Genomic DNA, 25,418 nt, shown 5'->3' on the forward strand with positions numbered 1-25,418 from the left:
TTACACCGGAACGTGAGGGGTGAGAGTGGTCGATTGCCGGCCGCGGGCTGGATGGTTCAGCCCGTGACCGCGCCGGCGGTGAGACCGGCTACGAGTCGACGCTGAAGGACGAGGAAGACGACAAGCATTGGGAGTGTGACGAGGACGGTTGCGGCGAGCAGTACGCCCCAGTTGTTCATTCCGTCGACGTTCTGCAGGAGCGTGAGTCCGAGCGGGAGCGTCATCTTGCTGGCGTCGTCGATGACGAGGAACGGCCACAGGTAGTCGTTCCATTCGGCGACGATGGAGATGAGCCCCACCGCCGCGATCGTCGGGTAGGACATGGGGATCACGAATCCCCAGAGCCTGCGCCAGTGGCCTGCGCCGTCCAGGGCGGCTGCCTCGAGGACCGAGATCGGCAGGGTGAGGAAGTGCTGACGGAACAGGAAGGTTCCAAACGCGCTGGCGAGGCCCGGTACGAGGATTCCCTGGTAGGTGTTGAGCCAGCCAAGCGAGGCCACGAGTGTGTAGTTCGGGATGATCGTGATCTGTTGGGGCACGAGCAGCGTGAAGAGCACGATCGCGAACATGATCCTCTTGTAGGGGAATTCAAGGAAGACGAGTGCATACGCGCAGGTGAGGCCGAGTGTTACTTTGAGTCCGGCACCGAGCGCGGTGATCATGACGGAGTTCATGAACAGACGTCCCACGGGAAGGCGCTCGGCAACGTGCTGGTAGTTCGCTCCGTCGAAGGACTGGGGGAGCCACTGAAGCGGTACGGAATAGAGTTCGCTGGGTTGCTTGAAGCTTGCGAAGAACATCCAGATCAGTGGCAGGGCCATGACGATGACTGCGAGGACGAGGGTCAGGTATCCGCCTGCGTCCAGCAGTGGGGAACGTTTTCCGAGTCCGAGGTTGCCGTCGTTGCGGGGTGTGGGGCGGCGGGTCTTGACCGGGTTCGTGGGCAGGGCGACCATCAGTAGTGCACCTTCTTCTCGACGTACTTCAGCTGGATGACCGTGATGACGAGCAGGATCACGAACAGGATGGTTGCGACTGCGGAGGCGTATCCTGCGCGACCGTTCACGAAGCTCTCCTGGTAGATCTGATACATCAGCGTGGTGGTTGATCCGAGTGGTCCGCCCTTGGTCATCGCGTGGATGAGGTCGAAGGACTGCAACGATGACAGCAGGGTTGTGATCAGCAGGAAGAAGGTTGTCGGCCCGAGTAGGGGGACGGTGATGGAGCGTAGGATGCGCGGTTTACTTGCGCCGTCGAGCGAGGCCGCGTCGTAGAGGTCCTGCGGGATTGCCTGTAGTCCGGCAAGGTAGATGAGCGCCACGTATCCGGCGTGCTTCCACAGGTAGACGATGATGATCATGGCCATCGCCCAGCCTCCGTCGTTGTACCAGTCCGGGGAACTGATGCCGAACCAGCCGAGGACGGTGCGAAGCAGCCCATACCGTGGATCGAAGATATACAGCCACAGGATTCCGACCGCGATCCCGGAGAGCACGTAGGGTGCGAAGGTCACGGTACGGGCGAGGCCGCGACCCACGAGTTTGCGGTTGAGCAGCAAGGCGAGCGCGAGGCCGATGACGAGCGCGCCTCCGACGGTTGCGATGGTGAACACGAACGTGTTCCACAGGACGTTCAGGGAGCGTGCAGCGGTGAAGAACTCGACGTAGTTTTGCAGGCCAACGAATCGTGCGCGGGGCGATCCGATGTTCCATTGCAGCACCGAGAACCGGAACGATTCGATCAGTGGCTTGTATGTGAAGATCAGCAGTAGTGCCAGGTTTGGTCCCGCGAGTGCGAGGAAGGCGAGGTACTGCCGCCATTTGGTGCGATCAAATTGCTTGACGCGGGTGGTTTTACGATGGCCTGGGACTTTGCTGTCGACTGGTTCAGTATTGATTGGCGACGATTCGGCGGCTTTGTCCTGCTGCGTGCGATCGGGCGAGGGCTCAGTTGGATGTAGAACATCCTGTGGCGTTGGATCCTGAACTCCGACTACGGGGGTTGTCATGGTGACTCCAGAAGTGCGGGCATGTTTCTGGAGTTAACTTATTAGGGTTTTTCGGCGCAAAAACCGTTTTTCACGGTCTTTAACTAACTGTTTAGACGAAGTTCGCGCGGGCGCTAGTCGGCGTGTTTTCGAGATTTGCCCGGCAACGCTGCGGCCACGTGGATGTTACCGGTGCCGGCTGTCATCGTGAACCGGCGTGCGCGGGAGACCTCAGGTACGAGTGGTTCAGCGCGGGCTAGCGTAGTCCGCGTCCGTCATACCATCCTGCGAGTCGGTCGGGGTGGTCGGTGATGATGGCGTCGACACCGAGTTCGACGAGGCGTTCCCACTGCTCGGTGGTGTTTGCGGTCCAGACCTGTATCTTCATGTCTGCATCATGGATGAGCTGGACCAGGTTTGGGGCGTTGAGAACCAGGTTGACGTCGGGATTGACGGTGTAGAGCCCGAGTGCCTGTGCGGAGGCGATGAGTTCGTCCGGCACGATCTCCAGAAGTGCGCCACGCTTCGATCCCGGCGCGATCTCGTGCAGTGCACCGATTGTCAGCGGGTGGAATGACTGGAGCATCGTACGGTCGGTCAGTTCGTGGGCCTTCACGTCTTCAAGGACCACCGATGCCTGTGCGGCGGTCCAGTGTCCCTTGAACTCGAGCAGGATCTCGACGCCGGGGGCCTCGGCCATGAGCCCAGCGAACTCGGCAAAGGTGGGGATGCGTGTGCCTGCGAACCCTGGTGAGAACCACGAGCCCGCGTCCAATTGCCTGATCTGCGCCAGTGTCATCTGACCGACGTGGCCTGAGCCGTTGGTCGTGCCGTCCACGGTCTCGTCATGGATGACCACGGGTATGTTGTCGGCGGTCATGACCACGTCCATCTCGATTCCGTCGCAGCCGCTGTTGAGGGCGGATGCGAAGGCTGGCAGCGTGTTCTCCGGGGTGACGGACTTGTTGCCGCGGTGCGCGACGATGAGGGGCAGTGTCATGGGTATTACCTTCTAGAACAGTGCTGCAATATCGGTGAAGAGGGTGGGGACGAGGAGCCAGAAGCCAACGATCAGGGTGCCGAAAGTAAAGAGTACGAAGATGAAGTACCACAGACCTGCCGGGAACCAGGAGAGTTTGCCGAGGATGTCGGCGTCGGTGGTTCCGCTCCGGGTGCGACGGCGGGTGTGCCCCAGTTCCACGACGGCTTTGGGCGCTCCGAGCAGGAACAGCAACGCCAGAGCGTAGGCGAGGTAGACGCGGAACTCGTCTGGGGCGAACCACGCTGTCGCCCCGATGACCGCACCGGTCGCCACCAGGGTCCATGCGCCGAACAGGTTCCTGATCTTGAACAGCATCAGGATCAGCACGAGCACGAACGCCCACACCCATGCGAGGGTGAATCCGCGTCCAACGAGGAACGCACCCACTAGGCCGACTACCGCGGGACCGGTGTATCCGGCAAACGCGGTGAGGATCATGCCGAAACCGCGTGGTTTGCCCCGCGAAACGGTCAGGCCGGAGGTATCGGAGTGTAGCGTGATTGCCTGTAACTTCCGTCCCACCAAAAGGGCGATGAATGCGTGTGCCCCCTCGTGTGCGATGGTGATGACGTTTCGTAGCACCCGCCAGGTTGGATGCCAGATGACGAGCGCTGCAACCACGCCCACGACGAGGAGCGCAGGGCCTGCGGTTAGCGGGTCGGTCGAGGTTTTGATCTGCTCCCAGATCTCTGCGGGTATCGACTGTTGAATAGGCACGGTGCAATTGCATCACATCTACCTATGAGCCCGCAGGGTTGTGCGGTAAGCAGGCTGCCAACGCACGAGAGCAGGAATATGCTGGAAGGCCAAGGCGTTGTGATTTCCGCGCGCCCACACACGTGCCTGTGCGCAGATGAGAAGTGAGGAGCAAACCCGTGAGCGACATGTTCAAGGTTGTGAAGTCTGATGCGCAGTGGCGCCGTGAACTCAATGAACTCGAATATCACGTGTTGCGTGAGGCTGGCACCGAACGACCGGGAACGGGCGAGTTGTTGCATGAGTCGCGTACGGGAACGTACCGCTGCCGTGCGTGTGACGCTGCGCTGTTTAGTTCGGACACGAAGTTCGATGCGCATTGCGGTTGGCCGAGTTTCTATGAGGCGGGTTCGTCTGATGCGCTGATTCACCGCGAGGATGTTTCGTTGGGCATGGTCCGCGTTGAGGTGTTGTGCGCGGCGTGCGGTTCGCACCTCGGCCACGTTTTTCCAGATGCTCCGCAGACTCCGACGGGCAACAGGTACTGCATGAATTCCGTGTCGCTGATTTTCGACGAGTCAGACAGTTCGCAGGACTAGTTCGCCACCGGCACAGCCCGGTTGGCGGCCGCTACGCTGCGACGTATCTCAACCTGGCACAACTGCTTGATCGGAAGGAGAACCAAGATTTCACAGCGATGGGTGTCCACGGGCGCCATGCCGCGACGTCCAGCGAGTCTCGACCAGATGATGGCCGAGTCGATTCCCGCTGGCCCCGACCCTGCTGCGCTTGAGGAGATCGCACACCTGACTGCCGATGTGGTCGTGCATCGCGGGCGAGCTGAGGCAGATCCGGAGGTACTTGAACGCCTCGTGACTCTCGTGGACCGCGAGGGCATCGATGCGGTTGCTGAGATGTGGGCGTCCTCGCCCGCGAACACGCTGCCCGGAGCGCTGTGGCGGATGTACCTGCTGCGTGAATGGGTGCGCACAGCCCCAGAGGTCTTCGCACTGCACTATCGTCTCGGCAGTGAGTCCGCACAGGTCTCCCATGTGATTGCAGGAGTCTCCTCGCCACCGAATCCACGGGATGTCGCCGACCTCGCCGACCGGGTGCTCTCCGGTCTGTTTGTCGGTGACCTCGATGTCGCCCTCGAACGAGCGGCCGCGTTCTGCCGGGTCGTCGCAGTCGGTGCGACACATGACGCCGACTCCCTTGACCGCGCCGGAAGCGGACCCGATGGAGAGGCGGTGGGAATCGTCGGCAATCTGGCAGATCAGCCGATCAGCCGTGGCGCACAGGCAGCACGGCGGATAACCGCTGGCGCGTCCTCACTTGAAGGGACCGCCCGCGATCTTGAGGAAGCCGCCACACTGTGGCGAAGACGACGCCTCGATTGACACCCCCGCACAGGAAATGCCCATGGACGGGCAGTAGACTGAAAGCCGCGAACGTCGGGCTGCGGTAGCCCCGGGCTCCAACTTTTGCCGCTACGAGCGGCCTCGCGCCGAGAGGCGCTCCCGGTCCGACGTTCGTTTTTTCATGCCGACGCACACCCTGCATACAGTCATCCGCTGGGCCTGTTCATCAATCGTTTGCCTTTCGCTGTCGCCATCGAGTGTGAGTTTGCAGACGCACGTCCTGGGACGTGGGACCTAAATGGCCGTAAAAGTGCCGTTCCACGAGGTGTTTGACATCTGGGATTCATAGGCAATTCGCAACGTAAGGTTGTGTGAATTGCAGGGTTTAGCCCTACGCTGGTAAATGAATCAAAAGGATTTCCATGGCTACTGAACGGTAACCATTAGTTCACTCGATAACGGAGCACGCCGTGCGTTTTCGTCTGACCCCGCGAGACACCTCTTTCTATGACATGTTGGCTGAGCAGGCCTCCCATTTGGTCACGGGAGCCAATCTACTTGGCGAACTTCTAGGGGCATCTCGCTCCGAGCGTAAAGCAATCGGCAAACTCATCAGCGAGGCCGAGCACAACTCCGATGACGTGACCCACGCCATCATGCGTAAGGTTTCCTCTACCTTCGTGACGCCACTTGACCGGGATGATCTTGCGGGCCTTACGTCGGCGCTCGACGACTGCCTCGACTTCATGGAGGAAGCCTCCGACCTGATCATCTTGTATAAGTTGGATGAGTTGCCGCCTAGAGTCTCTGACCAAGTCGCTATCTTGCAGCGTTGCGCAGAACTTACTGCTGAGGCAATGCCGCTTTTGGCCGATATGCGAGACTTGGACGAGTACTGGGTTGAGATTAACCGCCTCGAGAACCAGGCAGACAAACTACACCGCAAACTGCTGGCCAAGATGTTTGACGAAATCAGTGACCCCATCCAGCTCATGAAACTCAAAGAGGTCGTGGAGACGCTTGAGAGTGGGGCGGACGCGTTTGAGACCGTGGCGAACATGGTCGAGACCATCGCGCTCAAGGAGTCCTGAGCCAGGTGGAAATCGCTCTCGCCATAGCCGTTGTCGTGCTCGCTTTGAGCTTCGACTTCACCAACGGCTTCCATGACGCTGCGAACGCGATCGCCACCTCGGTGTCCACGCGCGCGCTAACCCCGAAGATCGCACTCGGCATGGCTGCGGTGCTGAACTTCGTGGGTGCCCTCCTCGGCACGACTGTTGCCAACACGATCGCCAAAGACATTGTGCGGCTCGATGATCTGACAGCCGCTGAGGGAACGAACCACCATGCCCTCGTGATCGTGGTCGCAGCCCTTATCGGTGCCATCACGTGGAACATGATCACCTGGTGGTTTGGGCTGCCGTCCTCGTCAACCCACGCACTCATCGGTGGTCTGGTCGGTGCGGGTATTGCTGGTGCCGCCTCGGTGCAGTGGGGCAACGTGACCGACAAGGTGGTCATCCCCATGTTCCTGTCCCCACTGATCGGTTTCGGCGGCGCCTACCTGATCATGTGCGCGGTCCTATGGTTGCTCCGCAAGGCGGCGCCGTCCAAGACCAACCGCCGCTTCCGTCTGGCACAGACCGCATCGGCCGCCGCACTTGCCCTTGGCCACGGCCTGCAAGACGCCCAGAAGACCATGGGTGTCATCTTCATGGCTGCCTACACCGTTGGTTGGGCTGATGCTACGAAGGATATCCCTATCTGGATTAAACTTTCCGCCGCAGCCGCCATCTCGCTGGGAACGGCAGCCGGCGGTGGCCGCATCATGCGTACGCTCGGCCGCAAGATCATTGAGGTGGACCCACCACGTGGGTTCGTCGCCGAGTCGGTGTCCGCCGTTGTCCTGTACGTCATGGCGATGGGGCTACACGCGCCCGTGTCGACCACGCACACCGTGACCACGGCGATCATGGGTGTGGGCGCAACCAAGCGGCTATCCGCAGTGCGTTGGGGTGTCGCCAAGTCGATTGTGGTTGCCTGGATACTCACGCTGCCGGCAGCGGCGCTGGTCGGCTGGGTCATGTACGAGTTTTTGCACTTCGTGCTGGGCTTATAGCGCCCCTAACTGCTATACGGATACGACTGTGGCTTCCCACCGAACAGGGGTGGGAAGCCACAGTCGTATCTGCCCCAGGATTCTCCGTACTGAAAACGAAAACTAGGCTAACAAGTGCAGCAGTTACAGGTACTGGAATCCACTCACAACCGATGGGGCCAAAATAGTCCGAGTGCACACCAAAATGCTGTGCAACCGGGCCAAAAACACCCCATCGAGTGTTAATGGATCGCCGGGCGCACCAACTCCACACCGACAATCCGTGCATCGCCGGGGTCTTCACCGGGGGCGACATGCGCGAGCAGAATCTCCCCAGGGGATAGATACGGGTCCGCCGAGGGATAGGCGCTACGCACCGTGGAACTCGGAGTGGCCTTGGCCATCGTCTTGAATATCGTGGGTAGAACAGGCCTGTGACTACACAGAACACTCGACGAATCAGCCTGAATCAACCTGGTGAGCGCAGCGGTCACCGCCTTGGGGTTGCGTTCGTGAGCGGCCTCCGTGAACAGGTCAGACTCCGTGCTGAGCACCCCCGCGGCCCGCACGTAAGGGGCGATCGTGTCAGCGCAGCGCAGCCACTCGCTCGTCACTATCCTCCCGATCCCAAATGCAGCGAGTACGGGCACGAGCGCGCTGGCCTGTGCGACTCCGAGCGGCGTCAGAGGCCGGTTCGCCTCTCCGCCCTGCCATTGAGAGCGAGCCAAGGCCTTGCCATGCCGGACGATAGCGAGCACACGGGTGTCGAGATCGCCCTGACCGTAGGCCTTCGCCAATGCGGCAAGAGGTGCACGGTCGGCTTCCCTCGTCAGCTTCTTCGCAGCGTCCTCGACGCTCATCCACTTGGTCTCATCGACCTCGGATACGTCAACCTCCGCAACCGGTGCGCGAGCGGTTACCGAAGCATCGGACTTCTTGATGACGGAGGCTGCCCAGTAGTGCACCCGCTTCAAAGCGCCTTCAGGGGTGATGTACTGAAGCCCAGGAAGCGCGATACCAAGGGCCACGTACTTTCCGGTCTCCTCCTTGGTCTCTCGCACCGCGGCGGCAGCAAGAGTCTCACCGGGATCGACCTTTCCCTTTGGCCACGACCAGTCGTTGTACTTGGGGCGGTGGATCAGGAGAACCTGGAGTTCTCCGTCGCGCACCCGCCAGACGAGGGCCCCCGCACATTCAATGACGGGTGTGTTCTCAAGGGCAGGACTCGCGACACCGGTCGTGCCGTGAACCCTGCCACCCTGAACTTTTTTCTTTGGTGGATCGATACTCAACGTGGTCCTAGAGCGACAGGCGCTTGCGCTGACGGTTGATCAACTCTTGTTGCAGGTCGAGTTTGAGGTTACCTTCGGCATCGAGGTGCTCGCGCGTCCACGTGTCATCCGGATGCAGGTGGAATGTGGCCACCTCGTCAGACATCGAGATATCGAGTAGTTTGATGAGGTTCTGGATCTGGGATTCATCGCTGATCGAGACGAGTGCCTCCACTCGGCGGATCAGGTTGCGATGCATGAGGTCAGCAGAGCCGATGAACACGTCCGGCTGGTCCTCAATCCTGGCGGAGCCCTTGAGAACGTATTCCTCCTCGCCGTTACGCACCAACGAGTTGGCGAACGCGAAGATACGGGCGTGTTCGAGGTATCGGCCCAGAATCGAGCGCACTCGGATGTTCTCGGAGAGTCCTGGGACTCCTGGGCGCACCGCGCAGATACCGCGAACGATCAGATCGATCTGTACGCCTGCCTGCGACGCACGGTAGAGCGCATCGATGGTCTGCTCGTCCACGATCGAGTTGACCTTGATCTTGACCCAGGCGGGCAGGCCACGGCGTGCGGCCTCCGCCTCCCGGTCGATGCGGGCGATGAGACCCGTGCGCACGGTGCGTGGGGCAACGAGCAACCGGTGGAACTGGGACTGGGGCGCATACCCGGACAACTGGTTGAACAGGCGGGTCAGGTCCTGACCGACGTCTGGATCGCAGGTGAGCAGCCCAAGGTCGGTGTATAGGCGCGCGGTCTTGGGGTTGTAGTTTCCGGTTCCCACGTGGCAGTAACGGCGCAGTCCATCTGGTTCCTGGCGTACGACAAGTGAGAGCTTGCAGTGTGTTTTGAGTCCGACGATTCCGTAGACCACGTGCACGCCAGCCTGTTCGAGCTTGCGTGCCCACGAGATGTTGTTCTGCTCATCGAACCGTGCCTTGATCTCCACGAGCGCGAGCACCTGCTTGCCCGCCTCAGCCGCGTCGATCAGCGCATCCACGATAGGTGAGTCACCGGAGGTTCGGTACAGCGTCTGCTTGATCGCGAGCACGTTCGGATCGGCCGCAGCCTGCTCGAGGAAGGTCTGAACCGAGGTCGAGAACGAATCATAGGGGTGGTGCAGCATGACGTCGTTGCGGCGGATCGCCTCGAAGATGTCGCTTGGAGTGGCACTCTCGACCTCGGCGAGAAGGCGGTTCGTCGTGGGGACGAAGGCCTTGTAGTGCAGGTCTGCCCGGTCGAGGTCTGCGATCAGGTTCAGACCCGTCAGGTCGAGTGGTGCAGGTAGCGTGTACACCTCATCCTCTGTGACGCCGAGTTCACGCACGAGCAGGCGTCGGATGCGACTGGAGATGCCCTGCGCGAGTTCGAGGCGGACAGGAGGTCCGAACTTGCGGCGCAGGAGTTCCTTCTCCATCGCCTTGAGCAGGTTTTCCGCGTCGTCCTCTTCAACCTCGACGTCCTCGTTACGGGTTACGCGGAACGTGTGGTACTCGCTGATCTCCATGCCGGGGAACAGGTAATCCAGGTGGTGGGCGATGATGTCCTCGAGTGGCACGAACGAGGTGGCACCCTTTTCGAGGGACTGGGTGTCCGGTGCGCTTGGGCGGCCTTTGGCGTCAACTGCGATGAAGCGCGGCAGCAGTGGGGGAACCTTGACTCGTGCGAAGTGCTCTTTGCCAGTCGCCGGGTTCGTGAGCATGATCGCCAGGTTGAGCGACAAACCAGAGATGTAGGGGAACGGGTGTGCAGGGTCAACCGCGAGAGGGGTCAGCACCGGGAAGATTCGCTTGCGGAAGAACTTGTGCAGACGGTCCTTCTCCTGGGTAGACAGTTCATCCCACCGCACGATCGTGACGCCCTCCTCGGCGAGAGCCGGAGTCAGGGTTTGCTCGAACAGTCCTGCGTGACGGTCCATCAGTTCGTGCGCGCGGGCCGAAATCGCGTCGAGGGTCTGGCGTGGACTCATACCCGATGCGGACGTGACAGCGAGACCGGTTGCGATACGGCGCTTGAGGCCAGCGACACGGACCATGAAGTACTCATCGAGGTTTGACGCGAAGATCGCTGCGAACCGGACCCGCTCCAGGAGCGGAAGATGAGGGTCCTCGGCGAGGCTCAATACGCGTTCGTTGAATGACAGCCACGACAACTCGCGGTCGGCAAACCGGTCATCCGGCAGTTCCGCGAGGTCGAGTGGAGCAGATGTGTGGTCTACCTCGGCAATGTGCTCCGCGATGTACTCGGCGAGCTCTTGCGAGGTCGGTAGCTCACCCTGCTCGCTGGGGTGTGAGCCGGCTGCCTGGTCGGCGGTGTCATTGCTTGCTGTCATATCTCAATGGTGCCATCTCATGGGCTGGTTGGGGCAGGTGACGCCGCCACCAATGTACTTAAGTTTTCCTGTTGTTCACCCGAGTATTACACGCGCGGTGGCCGAGTCATCTTTGAATGCAACTCAATCTGCTCGAATCCAAACGAATCGTAGAGTGCAAGCGCCCTGTCGTTGGTGGTCTCCACGTACAGATCAACCCGGCCGAGTCCGCGAGCGTGCAGCAGTTCGAGACTGTGGGTGAGCAGTTCGCGGCCAAGTCCCCGTCCGCGAGCCTCCGGGACTGTCGCGAGGGCGTAGATCTCCCCGCTCGTTGCGCCTTCCGGCACCTTGAGCCACGAGAATCCATCGAGTTCGTCGGGACGGGTTTCACTGGGAGCCACGAGGAACAGGGCGGCATCAAACCACGGTTCGTGCATACGTGCATGCAGATCGTGCAGGGTCAGTCTGCCCTGTTCAGGGTGCCAGGCAAAGGCCTCGGCATTTGCCCGCACCCATGCCTCGTCATCAATGCCAGGCTGGAAAGCGCGGATGACGTGCCTGTTCGCCGACGAGTCGGCCGCGTGCCGACCAAACCCCACGTTGTGTGCTGGGTCGGCTGGGATTGCCGGGTCTGGGGTATCGTCGACAATCTGCAGCGGCGCAGCGCGGCGCGAAATGGATCGGACAACTGAGAACCCGTTTTCCTCGAAGAGTTGGATGTAGTCGTTGTACGGGCCGTGTAGCCACACGGAGTAGGCGGAGGCATTCTCGTCGGCGACGTATGCGCCCGCCTCAAGGAGACGGCGTTCAAGAACCAGATCGGTCAGGTCAGGGTGAACTGCGAGTTCGATCGTGATCTCCGTGGGATCGGAGAGATCGGCCTGGGCATAGGCAACGAGTGCGTTGTCCTTGGTCGCGACGATGTGAGCGACGTGTGCTCGTGGATCATGGAGCCACAGGAGAGGCTGTTCGGAGATCGGGGCGACTCCGGTTTTGTCAGTGCACAATCGCACCAACTCATGGACCGCCTGCGCGGTCTGCTCGCTGATGGGGCCCACGGCAGTGAGGAGTCGGGTTTCCATGTTCTTGATTGCATCACGGCTGGCCAGCGTTCTCAAAGGCTAGAGGACTATTGCCAGGATTTCACCTCCTCGGCACCAGAGCGTCCGTGCAGGCTGATGGGCGTGTAGGGCGGTAAAACAGTATTTACATCGAGATAGGTGTGCCACATGACGGCCCGGATTGTTTTCAGGGATACCAAATTACTTCGCATCGCATGTCTGAGTTTGTTTCTTGAACAGCGCTGGATCCTTCTATCGTCGCGGGAACAGGGGGAATATTTTACAGGTATTTGTTTATCAAAATATTGGATCTGGAAAAGAAAAATCAGTAAACGTTAATGACTTAAACCACTTGGACGTACATATTGAGTGATAGTCGTCATAAAAAGAAGGGGGAGAGCGGGCAATGACGCTTGTGGTACAACCTACGGGGGTTGAAAGGATGCTGTCCCAAGAGGACATCATCGTGACCAAAACCGACCTGAGAGGTCACCTGACCTACACCAACGATGTCTTCTTGAAAATCTCCGCCGTTGCCGAGGAACAAGCACTCGGCAGCCCACATAACTTCATTCGACACCCGGACATGCCTGCGGGGATCTACAAACTGCTCTGGGACTCAATCAGCACCAGGCAAGAGTTGTTCGCCTACGTCAAGAACCTGGCGCTCGACGGCGCCCACTACTGGGTACTCGCACACGCGACACCCTCCTACGACAAACACGGGAAACACGTGGGTTATCACTCAATGCGCCGTAGCGCCTCACGAGGGGCAATCGCTCAGATCGAACCGGTCTACGCACAGATGCGAGCAGCGGAAACCGGCCTCACCGGGCGGGCCAGAGCGGACGCATCCTTCGCGTGCCTCCGTGCCCTTCTCGCCGAACGAGATCTCACCTACAGCCAATGGATCTGGCGAATCGTGGAGGACCACTGATGGTAGACACCAATAAACGGTTCATCCGATCCCGCGCCGCATCACGTGAGGCGCAGATACGTGCAGAACTTGAGGCCTACAAGGTCGGCTACGCAACGCTCGCGGCTGCCGCAAGAGATCTTGCCAACGGTGAGCTTGAGACTCGAATACAGGCGAGTCCGGGGATGCACGAATACCCTATTATCGAACAGACCCGCAATCACATAAACCACTACCTCGACATGTCCGATGGATTCGTTCGCGAGGCCGCGGCAGCGTTGTTGAGCGCAGTCGATGGAAAGTTTGAACGCCGCTTCCTTGAGACCGGTCTCCGCGGAGAACTCTCGCGGCAGGCGAAGAACATCGACCAGGTCCGTGCCCACCTTGAGGAAAACGCGCAGTCGCTTGCAGAAGTCGAGGCGACACGGACAGGACTCGTTGAAGGGTTTGAACGAGAAGTCCTTGGCATGTCCACCCGAGTTGGCGAAAGCGCCCGCACCCTCGCGGAGAACGTTGAAGCCCTGCGCAAGGACACGTCCGTCGTTGTGGACCGCGCAGGGACTGCCCACGAATCCATGGAACACCTCTCGCAGCAGTCCGCCACGATGCATGAGGTCATCGGGATGATTTCCGCCGTGGCCAAGCAGACCAGGCTGCTTGCACTCAACGCGATGATCGAGGCAGCCCGCGTAGGCGAGGCTGGCAAGGGCTTCGCTGTCGTGGCCGATGAGGTCAAACGACTCTCCGATCAAACAGCAGTCGCCTCAGTGCAGATCGCGGAGCAACTCGGCGAATCCCAAGCCACGATCACCGAGGTGGGGGAATCCCTCACCAGTATCGACGACGGCATCGAACATATGAAGGCCGCGGTGGCGGAACTCACGGCGCGCACAATCGGTGACGGTTACTCAACCGAGCAAAGCGGACTGGTCCTCTCCGACATCGCCCAACAACTCGATGCCAAGGTGCACCAGTTCCTCAGCGAACTCAACGGCAGCCACTAAAACCCAGCGCTCACGTCGTCGGATCGTTCCACCCTAAAACCCAGGCTCACAACCGATGGGGCGAAAACGGTCCGGGTGCGCATAGTTTGTGTATGCACCCGGACCGTTTTCGCCCCATCGAGATGATCTGCCTGCCACGCAGAAACTAGCGTGAACTCTTGTGCTGGGCAGCGATGGCCAGAGAAGCCTCCAACATGCCCTGAAGCTGCTCAATCGAGGAATAGTACGAACCGTGCTGCGGATCGAACTGGATACTCACCGCAGCGGAACCCTCCATCGTGAAGGCATCCACGGACTCCTGCGGGGTCATCTGAATAACCGCCTCAAGTTTGCCCAGCGCGCGCATCTCGGCATACTCGCCAGCACGCTTCGGGGAGGTGAACGCAAGCACGCGCGCACCGCCCTCATCCTTGACCGCAAATGGACGAGTTTCCTCACCCTCGCCAACGGGCACGAAGTACCAGTGGGGAAGCAGCATCGTGGTGAGCCACAGTTGGGCCTTCGCATTTACATCGTCCACGTTCTTGCGGGAACGATATGCCAGTTCATCGAGTTCGTGCTCCGGTGCAGGCTGGGCGTTCACGCCAACAATCTGCCCCTCACCCGAGGAGATGAATCCCTCGGCAAGCTGCTTGAGGGTGGACGGGGTGACCGCGAATGGCTCTTGCCTCGGATTGAACACGATGAGGTTCACGCCAGCCTTCTCGAGGGCATGTGCGTTGGAGAGCAAGCCACCCGGAGCTGAAGCATAGACCCGATCCCGGCCGCCGAAGTCCTCGGAGTACTCAAGTGCGCGTTCCACGTCAGTGAACACGGGGAGGATGACGTTGTTGTCGTCCTTGAGGTAGATCGGCGTGACCTCCTCGGAGTCATCCTTGATGAAGTACCAGCGCTCAAGAGGCAGAACCTCGCGCCACAGGTCGCGCCAGTGTTCGTTTTTTGTTTCCTCGGCTGTTGCACTGCGCGCAGTGTGAGCGAGGGAGTCGATCATCTGGGCGTGGGCTGAGGTCTCGGCTTCGAGGGCCATTGAACAGTCCTTTTCACGGTGAAAACATTGGGGGTGGTTCCCAAGAGAACCACCCCCAAACTTAGCATTTGGTTACCTGCGTAACTCTTCTAAGTTCTCTATCGGCGTGAACCCCGTGCAGATAAACCATCTGCGATCAGATCCATGACCGAGGAATCCGCCAAGGTAGTGGCGTCTCCCACCGCGCGGTTCTCGGCAACGTCCCGCAGCAGACGGCGCATGATCTTGCCCGACCGGGTTTTGGGCAGTTCCGGCACCACCAAGATAGTGCGAGGTTTTGCGATAGGCCCGATCTCCTTGGCCACGTGTGCGCGCAGGGTCTCTTGGACCTGGGCGGAACCCTCCTCGCTCTGGGCGAGTGCGGCGTGGTCTTCGCGCAGGATCACGAATGCAACGACTGCCTGGCCGGTGGTGTCATCGGATGCACCAACCACCGCGGCTTCGGCAACAGCCTCGTGCGAGACCAGTGCTGACTCGATCTCCATCGTGGACAGGCGGTGCCCGGACACGTTCATGACATCGTCCACGCGGCCCAGCAGCCATACGTCTCCGTCATCGTCCTTCTTCGCGCCATCCCCAGCGAAGTACAGGTCCTTGAAACGGGACCAGTAGGTGTCGATGTAGCGCTGTGGATCGCCCCAGATACCGCGGAGCATGGAAGGCCACGGTTCGTTGAGGACCAGATAGCCACCGGAACCGTTTGGCACGGCTTCGGCGTTGTCGTTGACCACCTCGGCGCTGATGCCGGGCAGTGGCCGCTGTGCGGAACCGGGCTTGGTCGAGGTGAGGCCCGGAAGCGGTGAAATCATGATCGCGCCGGTCTCGGTCTGCCACCACGTGTCCACGATTGGTGCATTGTCGCCACCTATCACGCGGCGGTACCACATCCACGCTTCGGGGTTGATGGATTCACCGACGGAACCGAGTACGCGCAGACTCGTTAGGTCGTACTTGCCGGGGATATCTTCGCCCCACTTCATGCACGTGCGGATCGCGGTGGGCGCGGTGTAGAACAGGGAGACCTTGTACTTCTCGATGATCTCCCACCAGCGGCCCTGGTGGGGAGTGTCGGGGGTGCCCTCGTAGATGACCTGGGTTGCGCCGTTGAGCAGCGGACCGTACACCACATAGGAGTGACCCGTGATCCAGCCGATGTCGGCGGTGCACCAGTACACGTCGGTTTCGGCCTTGAGGTCGAACACGTTGTAGTGCGTGTACGCGGTTTGGGTGAGATAGCCACCGGTTGTGTGCAGGATGCCCTTTGGGTTTCCCGTGGTGCCGGAGGTGTACAGGATGAACAGCGGGTGCTCGGCGTCGACCCACACGGGCGTGTGTTCGATGTCGGCCGCTTCGACGAGGTCGTGCCACCACACGTCCCTGCCATCGGTCCAGTCGGTGTCCTGTCCGGTGCGGCGCACGACGACGACCTTCTCAACGGGTGTCTCGCCCGAGAGCGCTTCGTCGACTGCCGGTTTGAGTGCGGTCGCTCGTCCACGACGGTAACCGCCATCAGCGGTGATGACCAGTTTCGCCCCTGCGTCCGCGATACGTGAACGCAGCGCATCTGCGGAGAAACCGCCGAACACGACCGAGTGGGCGGCGCCGATGCGTGCGCAGGCCAACATCGCCACGACTGCCTCGACGATCATGGGCAGGTAGATGACCACACGGTCACCGGTCTGTACTCCGAGGGCGGCGAGGGCATTGGCCGCACGGGACACCTCGCGCTGTAGGTCGGCGTAGGTCACGGAGCGGGTATCGCCTGGTTCGCCTTCAAAGTGCAGTGCCACGCGGTCGCCGTTTCCGGCGGCGACGTGTCGGTCAACGGCGTTGTAGGCGGCGTTGAGTTTTCCGTCCTCGAACCAGGTCGCGAATGGTGGGTTCGACCAGTCCAGGGTCTTGGTGAACGGTACTTTCCAGGTAACGTGCTTGCGCGCCTGTTCGGCCCAGAATTCGAGGCGATCGGTCTGGGCCTGGTCGATCAGTTCTTGGTGGGCATTTGCCTGGGCGGCGAAGTCAGTGCTCGGTGGGAAAGTGCGAGTTTCGTTGAGCATATTTTCGAGCGCAGGTGCCTGCCTGGCATCTAGCGTCATGGTTTCCTCCGTAGTGCAACATCCTCGGTGCGGGGGACTTTGGTCCCAACATTCACTCTAGTGTGGCTTGGCGCACAATGGGGTGTCGACGGGCAGGATTTTTGGCATGTGAGACGGTAAATATTGGGGAGCGCTACTCGCTCACAAGCGGATATTTTGTTAAATACTCTCCGTAATTCCTGGATGGTGCCGTGTTGTGGCATGTCAGATTGACGACGAGTCGACCTGTTCACTGGGTTGGGTTGCGTGCGCCCAGGGGACCTAGGGTGCGCTTGGGCGGCTCCGAGGTTGGTGGCGGTGCGCCTATAGGGAGGCCACAGGAGGGCGGCCAAGCGTGTCGCAACGCGCCCGGGGCATGGCAGCCGAGTTCTCTGGTCCCGCTGTTTCATGGGGTTGGTGGGCGCGGGCATTCGACTCGTGTTCCCGATTTCTGCCAGTGAAAAGGTTATCGAATGTGTTGTTCCTAGATGGAGGAGCAAACGCCCGTTATTCGCTCCCAAAGGTCCCATCTGGGGCGACTTTACGTCGATTAGCGTAGTGCCACAAGACAGAGCCCGCCTGGCTCTGCACGGCCGAAAGACTCGACCTGATGAACTTCCTCGACCGCGGCGCTACGGTAGCGCCTGCAACCTATAACCGGTGGCTGATTCCACCCGCTGCACTTGCCATTCACCTGTCAATCGGACAGGTCTATGCGTTCAGTGTGTTCAAGATTCCGATGATCGATCGTTTCGAGGCGTCGCACACTGCGATCGCGATCATCTTCTCACTCGCCATTGTCATGCTGGGGCTCTCTGCCGCGTTTGGCGGTAAATGGATGGAACGCCACGGCCCTCGCAAGGCCATGGCTCTGTCTGCCGTGTGCTGGGTCAGCGGCTTCCTCATCGGCGCTGCAGGCGTTCAGTTGAATCAATTGTGGATCGTCTATCTCGGATACGGCGTGATCGGCGGTATCGGCCTAGGAATCGGGTATATCTCGCCGGTATCGACGCTCATCAAATGGTTTCCCGACCGTCCAGGGCTGGCCACCGGCCTGGCCATCATGGGCTTCGGTGGTGGAGCGCTCCTCGCATCACCATTGACCGTCTCGCTGTTGGGACGTTTCGGAGACACGCAGGCTGAGGCGATCGTGCCCACGATGCTCACACTGGCAGCGATCTATGCGGTGCTCATGACTGCGGGCGCCATCGCGATCCGCGTGCCGCCAGAGGGGTGGAAGCCTGAAGGATGGGAGCCGAAGCCAAGCTCCGCCAAGTCGATGCAGTCCACGGCAAACGTCCGAGTCTCCGCAGCAGTCCGCACTCCTCAGTTCTATCTGTTGTGGATCGTGCTGTTCACGAACGTCACTGCCGGTATCGGAATCCTTGAGCAGGCTTCTCCCATGATCCAAGACTTCTTTGGCTCCGTGGACGCCGCTACCGCCGCTGGTTTCGTGGGTCTGCTGTCGCTCGCAAACATGGGTGGACGTTTTGTCTGGTCCACGGTGTCGGACAAACTTGGTCGCAAGCCGATCTACATCATGTATCTGGGCGTCGGCTCACTGCTGTACCTGGTGTTGGCTTCCGTTGGCGGTTCCGCTGTGGCGCTGTTCGTCGTCACCTGCTTCCTTATCGTGAGTTTCTACGGTGGCGGATTCGCTACGATCCCCGCTTATCTGAAGGATCTGTTCGGAACGTTGGAGGTCGGCGCGATCCACGGGCGTCTTCTTACTGCCTGGTCCGCCGCCGGCATCGCCGGTCCCCTGCTCGTCAACGGTATCGCGGACATGTTGCAGGCTCGGGGTGTGACGGGCGCTGATCTGTATCGGCCATCGCTGTTCGTGATGACGTGCATCCTGCTTGTGGGACTGACCTGTAATCTGCTGGTTCGCCCTGTCGCGGAGAAGTATCACGACATTCCGGAGCAGGGGCCTGCAACTCAGGATGAGCCCACCACCGAACTTGAAACCGCACACAGCTAAACCTGAAGGGAGTACACGATGAGCAACGAAGTGGAAGCAACTCCACGCGCCACCTCCCGGGGTTTGGCGGGCTCAGGCAAGATCGCCTATTTTGCGATCGGTCTGTGGATCGTGGTGGGCAGTCTGCTCAGCTACGGCATCTTTGAGACAGTTTCGAAGGCAGCAGCCTTCTTCTAGCCTGCCTGCCAGCAGGGTCGGGGATTGAACTGGGTGGTATCTCATTGAGATACCACCCAGTTTTGTGTTGCCAACGGTGAGTCTGGCTAGCGCATCCTGGCTCTGACCAGACTGGTAGAGCACTACGCAGCCACCACCCAATGTTGCGGCGGTGTCGGGAATGTTGCCAGAAAATACGGGAACATTGCCGGCGCTACCGCAACATCGAGATCATGTCGGCAGGCGCTAGTTACGAGGTGTCAGGCAACGAAACGTTGGGGAACGAGTGTGTGTCCACGCTGGGGCAGGGCCATACGTAACCCGCTTACCCTAAAGCAACCGACTCGTCGATAAACCCGAATACATCACTGAACTCAGACCTGAGTTGCACAATCCTGGTGGCCAGGTCCGTGCTGTCCCTGGGCCAGTGGAAGGAGGGTGGGTACGACCGGGGGAGGCTAGTGGCCATAACGTGTGGTTGACTGTCGGCATTGAGACAAAAACTGTTCTAATGACTCATCTTTTACGGCTCGTTACAACAGTTTTTGGCTCGGTGCTGGGCGTACCTTCCCTACGGCCAACCTGAGAGTGCGATACCCCTGCCTCACGCCATGTCCCCCTAAGTCAGTGGGGCTTTTTTGATCCTCCTGCACCCACAATAGTTGCGTACCCGGAACAAAAAAGCCCCACCGACAAGGGTGGGGCGTGGCAAGGTGGCCTCAAAGCTGTGTGTGGTGTTCTGGTTGTGATGTCATGGTGCCCCTATGTGCCGGGGTGGAGCAGGCCAAGACATCTTCATGACTGTCCACCCTAGTGACCTAAAACAGTGGTGCCCACCGTTGTGATCAGTAGGTTATCGAGCGAAACCTGGACCTCGGCACCCACTTGCCCAACTCAGGTCGGAGGGGGCGGAACCTCTCGGCAGGGAACCCGTAGAGGGATCTTTGAGGCTTGATCTCTGATGTGGGACGGACGCCGAAGTTGGAAGGACCGTCCCGGATGTCGTAGAGAGGAAACGTTGCTGCCGTAAGGATGGAAAACAACGAACCGCGCCCGAGGAGCATGCGTCCTCGAGCGCGGCGATGGAACTAAGTTCCATGTGCTGACGAGCCCCACCCCCACGGCGTTCTCGTGCAGCAGTCAGCGGATCAGATCGCGCTGACATGTAAATAATCCTCTTGACCTGCGAGATCTGCAATCGGGAGTTCTCACCATGAGGACGGCCTAATGTTTTGAACGCGCTGGTCGATGCATGACACCTAGGGCAAAAGTAAGGACACCTCATCGGGTGCCCTTACCTCCAGATCGCCACAAGTTATCAAGCGTGCAGTGGGTTACGTATCGAGGTTCATCCCTTGACCGTAGGTCCTATGCGTGGACCAATCGCGCGTGGGTTCTTGTGGCGTTTTCTGATACCTCAAGTCTGCGGCAGAATGCGGTGTTGCGCCACCGCGTGATGTGTTGCTGATCACATTTTTCCCACTATGTGGACCTGCGTCGTCGGCGGTGTCGGGCGAGCAGCCATGCCAGAGTGACTGCCCCTGCGATCAGCGTGATGCCAAGTGCGGTGGTGCGCTGCATCGATGCTTTTCGCAGCGCCACAGGCCGTTGAAACACCAGGGAAGTCCACCCACGTTCCTGGGCCTCTTGGCGAAAAATGCGATCAGCATTGACCGTATAGGCGTTACCGACCGCCTCGAGCATGGGGATATCCGTGATCGAATCGGAATATGCGAAACTGCGGTCGAGATCGTACCCATGTTCCTGGGCCAGATCGCGGATCGCCTTGGCCTTGTTCTCCCCGTATGCGTAGAACTCGATGGTCCCCGTGTACTTGCCCTCCACGATCTCCATGCGGGTGGCCACAGCGTGAGTCGCCTCCAACATGTTCGCGATGGGGAAGACCACCTCCGCACCCGAGGCGGAGACGATGACAATATCGTGACCCTGATCCCTATGCCGTTCGATGAGTTCGAGCGCTTCGGCGTAAACGTAGGGATCAATGTACTGATGCAGCGTCTCCGAGACAACCGCAGACACCTGCTCGACCGGCCACCCAGTGATGAGGTTCGACAACTGCACCCGCATACGTTCGGTCTGATCCGCGTTTGCCCCACCAACCATGAACAGGAAGTGGGCATAGGCACTGGACACAATCGCACGCCCCGACAGCAGCCCGCCAGCATAGAACGGGCGCGAGAACGCTGAGGCAGAGGACGTCGCAATGATCGTCTTGTCCAGGTCAAAGAACGCCGCGACCTTCGCCGGGGGAATCGCTTTGTCGGAAGTCACACAGTGAGCCTACCCGATTCTTCGGTCGATGTAATCGGCCTACTACCGCGTCCGATTCGTTTCCACAGGTCTTACAAGACCCAGGCTGAACGGTGCGATGGATGCCCGCAGTGGGTAACCGACTCGTCGTAAAGCAAACACGACTACCGTGGGCGCAACATGCACACCCAAGGGAAGGACAGCCATGTTCCAGCCGCGCAGCGGATGGGGCGCACCCACATGCATCGCCGTGGTGGGCGCCGCGGGGGCCTCCGGTGCCAGTACCACCGCCGTCGCGCTTGCAGCGGCCTGCAACAGAACGGAGGCGACCTGGCTGCTCGATCTCGTGCCAGCCTCGGGAATGGAACTGCTCATCGGGGCAGAGACCCAGCCCGGACTGCGCTGGCGCGAACTGGACCGAACGCGCGGGGAGATCAATGCCCAACAACTTGCCGCAGAATGCCCCGCCTACGGCGATATGCCCACCGTGCTGGGCGGACGAGAAGAAACCGGACCACCGAACGACACCGCAGCGTGCAGCATCATCGCAAGCCTTTGTGCGCAGGGGAACGTGGTTGTGGCCGACGTCGACAAGAGCGCTCTGCTACGGCTGCACGACCTGTGGACCCACGTCGTTGTCGTGTCCCCTCTAACTCTGCAAGGACTCGCAAACACCCATCAACTTGTGCGCTACCTCGCTTCAACCAGTATCGAGATCAAGGTAGTCGCCTCGATGCTTGTGTCACCAGACCTCACGATCACGCAGTTCGAGAAAAGCCTGGGAATACCTATCAGCGGATACCTACCAATCCTGCGATCGATTCGACCGGCAATCATACACGGGCTAGGGCCGTTGGGAGCCGGACCGCGAACCACCCGCAAACTACTGGACTTCGCGCATCACCTCGCTGATCGGATCAGCACACATGAACCAGCATGACGCAACTGCGCTCGCGGCTGTACGCAGTGCAGTTGGGCGAGACCTCGCCGCCTCATCGAGTCAAGGACTGGCTGACCTCATCCGTTCCGAACACCTCGCCTACGGAGAAACAGCGATCCATGAACTGGCCACCGCGGCACGGCACGAGATATATGGTGCTGGCCCTCTGCAACGCTACCTCGATGACCCGCAGGTCACTGACGTGCTCGTCAACGGGTGTGACTCTGTCTGGATTGATCGCGGGCGAGGGCTTGAGCCAGTACCGAGCGGTTTTGCGAGCGACGACCAACTACGGGCGCTCGCAGTCCGTCTCGCAGCCCAGGCGGGAAGCAGACTCGACGATTCCTCGCCAACCGTGGACGGCAGACTGCCAGACGGCACGCGACTCCATGCGCTGCTGGCACCCGTGAGCGAATCCCCAGCGTTGATCTCGCTGCGCACGCTGAGGCAACGAGCCATAACACTGCCCGAACTCGTGGCATCAGGAACCATACCGAAGCAGTGGGAACCCGTGCTGCGAGCCATTGTTGACAGGCGGCTGAACTTTCTGGTGTCGGGAGCAACAGGAACCGGAAAAACCACGCTTTTGTCGGCCCTCCTGTCACTCGTCCCCACGACGCAGCGCATCATCACGATCGAAGAGTCCCGCGAAATCAGACCGAATCACCCACACGTCATCGCGCTTGAAACCAAGAAGGCAAACGTTGAGGGACGCGGCGCAATAGGTCAGTCCGAGTTGCTCCGCAACGCCCTGCGCATGCGTCCCGACCGCATAGTAGTTGGCGAGTGCCGCGGCGGAGAGCTTGCCGAAATGCTCAGCGCACTCAACACCGGACACGAGGGTGGCTGCGGGACCATCCATGCGAACTCCGCTTGCGATGTTCCAGCCCGGTTGCATGCCCTTGGCGCACTATCCACGATGACACCCGAGGCCGTTACGCTGCAGTCCGCGGCCGCGATTGACATCGTGTTGCACGTGCGCCGGGAACCGCATCCGGCGTGGGCCTCGACCCGCTATGTTGCAGAGCTCGCTTTGCTTGAGCAGGTAGGAGGGACCCTGCAGGTCCGCCCCGCACTCACCTGGCATAATCGCGATGAACTGACTGCCGGGCCAGGATATCCAGAGTTGCTGGAGCGCCTGAAATGACGTTGATCGGGCTCATCGCTCTCATGGGATGTGCACTGTTGACCTGGACCGGGTTGATGCGGCATCAACGGCTGCGCCATATCGTACGGGCACAGGGCAGGAGCCATAGCCACCTGATTCAGAAGTACCTCCCAACACTCCACGCGAGACTCAATCCAGGGCATAAAGAATCAGTGCCTCAACTGAAAGGAGTGGGAGAGGCCGGTTTTCGGCTGCTCCACGAGGTCGAAGACCTGCTGAAGGTAGGGCTGGCACCCCTCAACGCGTGGCAGACCGTGGGCGTGCATTCGGATGAGCGGGGTATCCCGATCACCCGGTCAGTCGAGTATCGGCTCCTCTGGCTGGCAGATGGAACCACCGGGTCTTCCGGCCATTCTGGAATCCCTGGTCAGGCGTGGGACGTAGGCCAAACTGACACCAGACACCAACAGAACCTGCCTGCCCATGAACGTGAACTCGCCCGGAGCCTGGCGCATCTCGTCGTTGTGGCGGCAGTCGTATCGCAGCAACTCGGATTATCGCTGTCGGCGGTCTTCGCAACCGTTCAGGGCACTCTGCGCAGAAGCATCGAGGCCGAGGAGGAACGCCGCATCTCTCTCGCAGGACCACAGGCCAGCGCTCGCCTGCTACAACTCCTCCCACTGGCCGGACTCGGCGGTGCCTATCTACTGGGTGCTGATCCGATCTCCTGGTATCTGACCAGTCCACTCGGAGCGGTCGTGGGGGTTGCCGGTACAGGGCTTCTTCTGAGTGGCAGAGCGTGGACCCGCAGACTCATCCGTCAGGCCAAGGCGACAACATGAAAACTGTGGTTGATCCAGCCCGACCGCCCTCTAGTAGGGTCCGTGCCCTACGCTCCACCGAGTCGGGCGTCTCTGTGCCCACCTCGCTCATGATTGAGCTGATTGCCGCCGGACTACACTCCGGTGGCTCAATACCGCGGGTACTTGTGGCGGTCGGAGAGGCAATCGAGACGGATGTGGGGACCTGCCTGGCGCGCGCCGGACGTTCTCTCCTTCTCGGCGCGACGTGGCGCGAGGCATGGGAAGAAACTCCGGCGGAACTCCGGGTTCTGGAGGAAGCGCTCGTGCATGCCTGGGAGTTCGGTGCACCAGCAGCGGAGGCGCTGAGGTCCGCGCGCGAGATTAGCGAACGCGAGGCTCTGGCTCGCGCCAAGGCTGAGGCGCAACGGCTGGGAGTGCGGCTCGTGGTTCCACTCGGGCTGTGCTTTCTACCCTCGTTCATTTTGTTGGCTGTTGTGCCACTTGTGGCAATTCTTGCGGGCGCTGGCCTGTGAAACCTCGGGTTCATGCGGGTTGCAGTGCTTTCCACCGGGTTGCTTGCGCTTCTTGAACCCTGGTTGTCCACAGGTTTTTGAATCTCCGCGCTGACCAAGCGAATCGGTGGAGCACAGTGTAAGAGCCGCCCAATCATGGGGCGGCGACAACCCTCTCCATATCGAAAGGACAACTCATGAAAGCTCAACTCATGCGACGAGTGCGGCACATCAAGACCAATGTCGAAGAAGGACTGGCAACCGCCGAATACGCCATCGCAATGATCGCGGCCGCAGGTTTCGCAGGACTGCTCATCGTGATCCTCAAGAGCGAACCCGTGCGCGCCGCCCTGACCTCAATCATCGAGACCGCTCTGGGCACCCGTTAGTCATGCTTCTTGCGAGGCTCCTTCGTCGTGTTCGACGCGATGACGCCTGCGCCGGGAGCGCCACCGTTGAGTTCGCGGTTGCGCTCCCGGCCGTGATCGCGGTCGCGATCCTGTGCGTTTCGCTCATCGCGGCAGCTCTGACCCGCGTCTCCCTGCAGGAGACTGCCCGCCAGGGTGCCCGTCTCGCCATGGTTGGGATGACGGCAACCGAGGTCTCAGCGGCGCTCGGGGAGAGGTCCGGGACTCTCCAGATAGCCACCGATTACCCGCACGTCACGGTGACGGCGACCAGCCGGGCGCGGCTGCTTGGACTGCAACTGCCTGGTATCACCCTCACCGAAACGGCGACGGGATACCTTGAAGAGGCCATTGGGGTGCCGCAATGAGCGTGCGCGGTGAGCGTGGG

24 protein-coding genes are annotated in these 25,418 nt (G+C 60.4%); 14 read left to right on the plus strand and 10 right to left on the minus strand.

Going from position 1 to position 25,418, the window contains the following annotated elements; genetic code table 11:
- Positions 1-56 precede the first annotated feature (56 nt).
- From ACFSYH_RS14540 to ACFSYH_RS14555, 4 genes are all read right to left on the minus strand, one after another.
- Entirely contained in the window at positions 57-959 is a 903-nt protein-coding gene (locus ACFSYH_RS14540) for a carbohydrate ABC transporter permease (protein ID WP_377468179.1), read from the minus strand.
- A complete protein-coding gene (locus ACFSYH_RS14545) occupies positions 956-2,008 on the minus strand; it encodes a carbohydrate ABC transporter permease (RefSeq protein WP_377468120.1) in 1,053 nt (350 codons plus the stop codon). The genes ACFSYH_RS14540 and ACFSYH_RS14545 overlap by 4 nt, the downstream gene beginning before the upstream one ends.
- Before the next feature lie 235 nt (positions 2,009-2,243).
- On the minus strand, positions 2,244-2,987 hold the full coding sequence (locus ACFSYH_RS14550) for a glycerophosphodiester phosphodiesterase (RefSeq protein ID WP_377468122.1): 744 nt from the start codon (positions 2,985-2,987) through the stop codon (positions 2,244-2,246).
- 12 nt (positions 2,988-2,999) lie between these two features.
- Positions 3,000-3,746 (minus strand): M50 family metallopeptidase, encoded by a 747-nt coding sequence (locus ACFSYH_RS14555; protein ID WP_377468124.1) that lies wholly within the window; start codon positions 3,744-3,746, stop codon positions 3,000-3,002.
- A 167-nt stretch (positions 3,747-3,913) separates the two neighbouring features.
- Here ACFSYH_RS14555 and msrB point away from each other — a divergent pair, with 167 nt between their 5' ends.
- The 4 genes from msrB to ACFSYH_RS14575 all read left to right on the plus strand — a co-directional run bounded on the left by msrB (position 3,914) and on the right by ACFSYH_RS14575 (position 7,205).
- Complete coding sequence (msrB, locus tag ACFSYH_RS14560) at positions 3,914-4,324, plus strand: peptide-methionine (R)-S-oxide reductase MsrB (RefSeq protein ID WP_377468181.1); 411 nt, start codon at positions 3,914-3,916, stop codon at positions 4,322-4,324.
- Positions 4,325-4,441: 117 nt separating this feature from the next.
- Positions 4,442-5,125, plus strand: a complete 684-nt coding sequence (locus ACFSYH_RS14565) for a hypothetical protein (RefSeq protein WP_377468125.1) — start codon at positions 4,442-4,444, stop codon at positions 5,123-5,125.
- Positions 5,126-5,556: 431 nt separating this feature from the next.
- The gene (locus tag ACFSYH_RS14570; protein WP_377468126.1) at positions 5,557-6,177 is read left to right on the plus strand and encodes a DUF47 domain-containing protein; all 621 of its coding nucleotides are present in this window, start codon (positions 5,557-5,559) and stop codon (positions 6,175-6,177) included.
- A gap of 5 nt (positions 6,178-6,182) precedes the next feature.
- Positions 6,183-7,205 (plus strand): inorganic phosphate transporter, encoded by a 1,023-nt coding sequence (locus tag ACFSYH_RS14575; protein ID WP_377468127.1) that lies wholly within the window; start codon positions 6,183-6,185, stop codon positions 7,203-7,205.
- Positions 7,206-7,426: 221 nt separating this feature from the next.
- Here ACFSYH_RS14575 and ACFSYH_RS14580 read toward each other — a convergent pair whose 3' ends face one another.
- From ACFSYH_RS14580 to mshD, 3 genes are all read right to left on the minus strand, one after another.
- On the minus strand, positions 7,427-8,476 hold the full coding sequence (locus tag ACFSYH_RS14580; RefSeq protein ID WP_377468128.1) for an NUDIX hydrolase: 1,050 nt from the start codon (positions 8,474-8,476) through the stop codon (positions 7,427-7,429).
- Positions 8,477-8,483: 7 nt separating this feature from the next.
- Positions 8,484-10,793, minus strand: a complete 2,310-nt coding sequence (locus ACFSYH_RS14585; RefSeq protein ID WP_377468130.1) for an RNA degradosome polyphosphate kinase — start codon at positions 10,791-10,793, stop codon at positions 8,484-8,486.
- A gap of 86 nt (positions 10,794-10,879) precedes the next feature.
- A complete protein-coding gene (gene mshD / locus ACFSYH_RS14590) occupies positions 10,880-11,854 on the minus strand; it encodes a mycothiol synthase (protein WP_377468132.1) in 975 nt (324 codons plus the stop codon).
- A 385-nt stretch (positions 11,855-12,239) separates the two neighbouring features.
- Here mshD and ACFSYH_RS14595 point away from each other — a divergent pair, with 385 nt between their 5' ends.
- Together ACFSYH_RS14595 and ACFSYH_RS14600 are read left to right on the plus strand one after the other, a co-directional pair.
- Positions 12,240-12,770, plus strand: coding sequence for a PAS domain-containing protein (locus ACFSYH_RS14595; protein WP_377468134.1), 531 nt, complete (start codon positions 12,240-12,242; stop codon positions 12,768-12,770).
- On the plus strand, positions 12,770-13,753 hold the full coding sequence (locus ACFSYH_RS14600; protein WP_377468137.1) for a methyl-accepting chemotaxis protein: 984 nt from the start codon (positions 12,770-12,772) through the stop codon (positions 13,751-13,753). Before ACFSYH_RS14595 ends, ACFSYH_RS14600 begins: the two co-directional genes overlap by 1 nt.
- A gap of 145 nt (positions 13,754-13,898) precedes the next feature.
- Here the strand turns inward: ACFSYH_RS14600 and ACFSYH_RS14605 are convergent, their stop codons facing one another.
- A complete protein-coding gene (locus ACFSYH_RS14605; protein ID WP_377468139.1) occupies positions 13,899-14,780 on the minus strand; it encodes a hypothetical protein in 882 nt (293 codons plus the stop codon).
- 98 nt (positions 14,781-14,878) lie between these two features.
- Complete coding sequence (gene acs / locus ACFSYH_RS14610; protein WP_377468141.1) at positions 14,879-16,873, minus strand: acetate--CoA ligase; 1,995 nt, start codon at positions 16,871-16,873, stop codon at positions 14,879-14,881.
- A gap of 589 nt (positions 16,874-17,462) precedes the next feature.
- Here acs and ACFSYH_RS14615 point away from each other — a divergent pair.
- Together ACFSYH_RS14615 and ACFSYH_RS14620 are read left to right on the plus strand one after the other, a co-directional pair.
- Positions 17,463-18,833: an L-lactate MFS transporter gene (locus ACFSYH_RS14615; RefSeq protein ID WP_377468143.1), complete on the plus strand. Its 1,371-nt coding sequence runs from the start codon at positions 17,463-17,465 to the stop codon at positions 18,831-18,833.
- 18 nt (positions 18,834-18,851) lie between these two features.
- On the plus strand, positions 18,852-19,010 hold the full coding sequence (locus ACFSYH_RS14620) for a hypothetical protein (RefSeq protein ID WP_377468145.1): 159 nt from the start codon (positions 18,852-18,854) through the stop codon (positions 19,008-19,010).
- Positions 19,011-20,471: 1,461 nt separating this feature from the next.
- Here ACFSYH_RS14620 and ACFSYH_RS14625 read toward each other — a convergent pair.
- Positions 20,472-21,281 carry an HAD family hydrolase gene (locus tag ACFSYH_RS14625; protein WP_377468147.1) on the minus strand — a complete coding sequence of 270 codons (810 nt, stop codon included), beginning with the start codon at positions 21,279-21,281 and terminating at the stop codon, positions 20,472-20,474.
- A 184-nt stretch (positions 21,282-21,465) separates the two neighbouring features.
- Between ACFSYH_RS14625 and ACFSYH_RS14630 the strand changes: the two genes are divergently transcribed.
- The 6 genes from ACFSYH_RS14630 (at position 21,466) to ACFSYH_RS14655 (ending at position 25,398) form a co-directional block, all read left to right on the plus strand.
- Positions 21,466-22,200 (plus strand): hypothetical protein, encoded by a 735-nt coding sequence (locus ACFSYH_RS14630; RefSeq protein ID WP_377468150.1) that lies wholly within the window; start codon positions 21,466-21,468, stop codon positions 22,198-22,200.
- Positions 22,187-23,347, plus strand: coding sequence for a TadA family conjugal transfer-associated ATPase (locus tag ACFSYH_RS14635; protein WP_377468153.1), 1,161 nt, complete (start codon positions 22,187-22,189; stop codon positions 23,345-23,347). Before ACFSYH_RS14630 ends, ACFSYH_RS14635 begins: the two co-directional genes overlap by 14 nt.
- 173 nt (positions 23,348-23,520) lie before the next feature.
- Positions 23,521-24,150 (plus strand): hypothetical protein, encoded by a 630-nt coding sequence (locus ACFSYH_RS14640; protein WP_377468155.1) that lies wholly within the window; start codon positions 23,521-23,523, stop codon positions 24,148-24,150.
- Positions 24,147-24,644 (plus strand): type II secretion system F family protein, encoded by a 498-nt coding sequence (locus ACFSYH_RS14645; protein ID WP_377468157.1) that lies wholly within the window; start codon positions 24,147-24,149, stop codon positions 24,642-24,644. The genes ACFSYH_RS14640 and ACFSYH_RS14645 overlap by 4 nt, the downstream gene beginning before the upstream one ends.
- 176 nt (positions 24,645-24,820) lie before the next feature.
- Positions 24,821-25,012, plus strand: a complete 192-nt coding sequence (locus ACFSYH_RS14650) for a DUF4244 domain-containing protein (protein WP_377468159.1) — start codon at positions 24,821-24,823, stop codon at positions 25,010-25,012.
- Between the two features lie 2 nt (positions 25,013-25,014).
- Positions 25,015-25,398 carry a TadE family type IV pilus minor pilin gene (locus ACFSYH_RS14655; RefSeq protein ID WP_377468161.1) on the plus strand — a complete coding sequence of 128 codons (384 nt, stop codon included), beginning with the start codon at positions 25,015-25,017 and terminating at the stop codon, positions 25,396-25,398.
- Positions 25,399-25,418 lie beyond the last annotated feature (20 nt).

This window comes from Populibacterium corticicola (assembly GCF_042683685.1).
GTDB classification, from domain to species: Bacteria; Actinomycetota; Actinomycetes; order Actinomycetales; family Cellulomonadaceae; genus Timonella; species Timonella corticicola.

Bases quoted from the DNA above. Each gene is read 5' to 3' on its own strand.
- ACFSYH_RS14545 (WP_377468120.1), bottom strand. From the start codon at position 2,008: ATGACAACCCCCGTAGTCGGAGTTCAGGATCCAACGCCACAGGATGTT.
- ACFSYH_RS14550 (WP_377468122.1), bottom strand. From the start codon at position 2,987: ATGACACTGCCCCTCATCGTCGCGCACCGCGGCAACAAGTCCGTCACC.
- msrB (WP_377468181.1), top strand. From the start codon at position 3,914: ATGTTCAAGGTTGTGAAGTCTGATGCGCAGTGGCGCCGTGAACTCAAT.
- ACFSYH_RS14565 (WP_377468125.1), top strand. From the start codon at position 4,442: ATGCCGCGACGTCCAGCGAGTCTCGACCAGATGATGGCCGAGTCGATT.
- ACFSYH_RS14585 (WP_377468130.1), bottom strand. From the start codon at position 10,793: ATGACAGCAAGCAATGACACCGCCGACCAGGCAGCCGGCTCACACCCC.
- mshD (WP_377468132.1), bottom strand. From the start codon at position 11,854: ATGGAAACCCGACTCCTCACTGCCGTGGGCCCCATCAGCGAGCAGACC.
- ACFSYH_RS14595 (WP_377468134.1), top strand. From the start codon at position 12,240: ATGACGCTTGTGGTACAACCTACGGGGGTTGAAAGGATGCTGTCCCAA.
- ACFSYH_RS14600 (WP_377468137.1), top strand. From the start codon at position 12,770: ATGGTAGACACCAATAAACGGTTCATCCGATCCCGCGCCGCATCACGT.
- ACFSYH_RS14605 (WP_377468139.1), bottom strand. From the start codon at position 14,780: ATGGCCCTCGAAGCCGAGACCTCAGCCCACGCCCAGATGATCGACTCC.
- acs (WP_377468141.1), bottom strand. From the start codon at position 16,873: ATGACGCTAGATGCCAGGCAGGCACCTGCGCTCGAAAATATGCTCAAC.
- ACFSYH_RS14615 (WP_377468143.1), top strand. From the start codon at position 17,463: ATGAACTTCCTCGACCGCGGCGCTACGGTAGCGCCTGCAACCTATAAC.
- ACFSYH_RS14620 (WP_377468145.1), top strand. From the start codon at position 18,852: ATGAGCAACGAAGTGGAAGCAACTCCACGCGCCACCTCCCGGGGTTTG.
- ACFSYH_RS14630 (WP_377468150.1), top strand. From the start codon at position 21,466: ATGTTCCAGCCGCGCAGCGGATGGGGCGCACCCACATGCATCGCCGTG.
- ACFSYH_RS14635 (WP_377468153.1), top strand. From the start codon at position 22,187: ATGAACCAGCATGACGCAACTGCGCTCGCGGCTGTACGCAGTGCAGTT.
- ACFSYH_RS14645 (WP_377468157.1), top strand. From the start codon at position 24,147: ATGAAAACTGTGGTTGATCCAGCCCGACCGCCCTCTAGTAGGGTCCGT.
- ACFSYH_RS14650 (WP_377468159.1), top strand. From the start codon at position 24,821: ATGAAAGCTCAACTCATGCGACGAGTGCGGCACATCAAGACCAATGTC.
- ACFSYH_RS14655 (WP_377468161.1), top strand. From the start codon at position 25,015: ATGCTTCTTGCGAGGCTCCTTCGTCGTGTTCGACGCGATGACGCCTGC.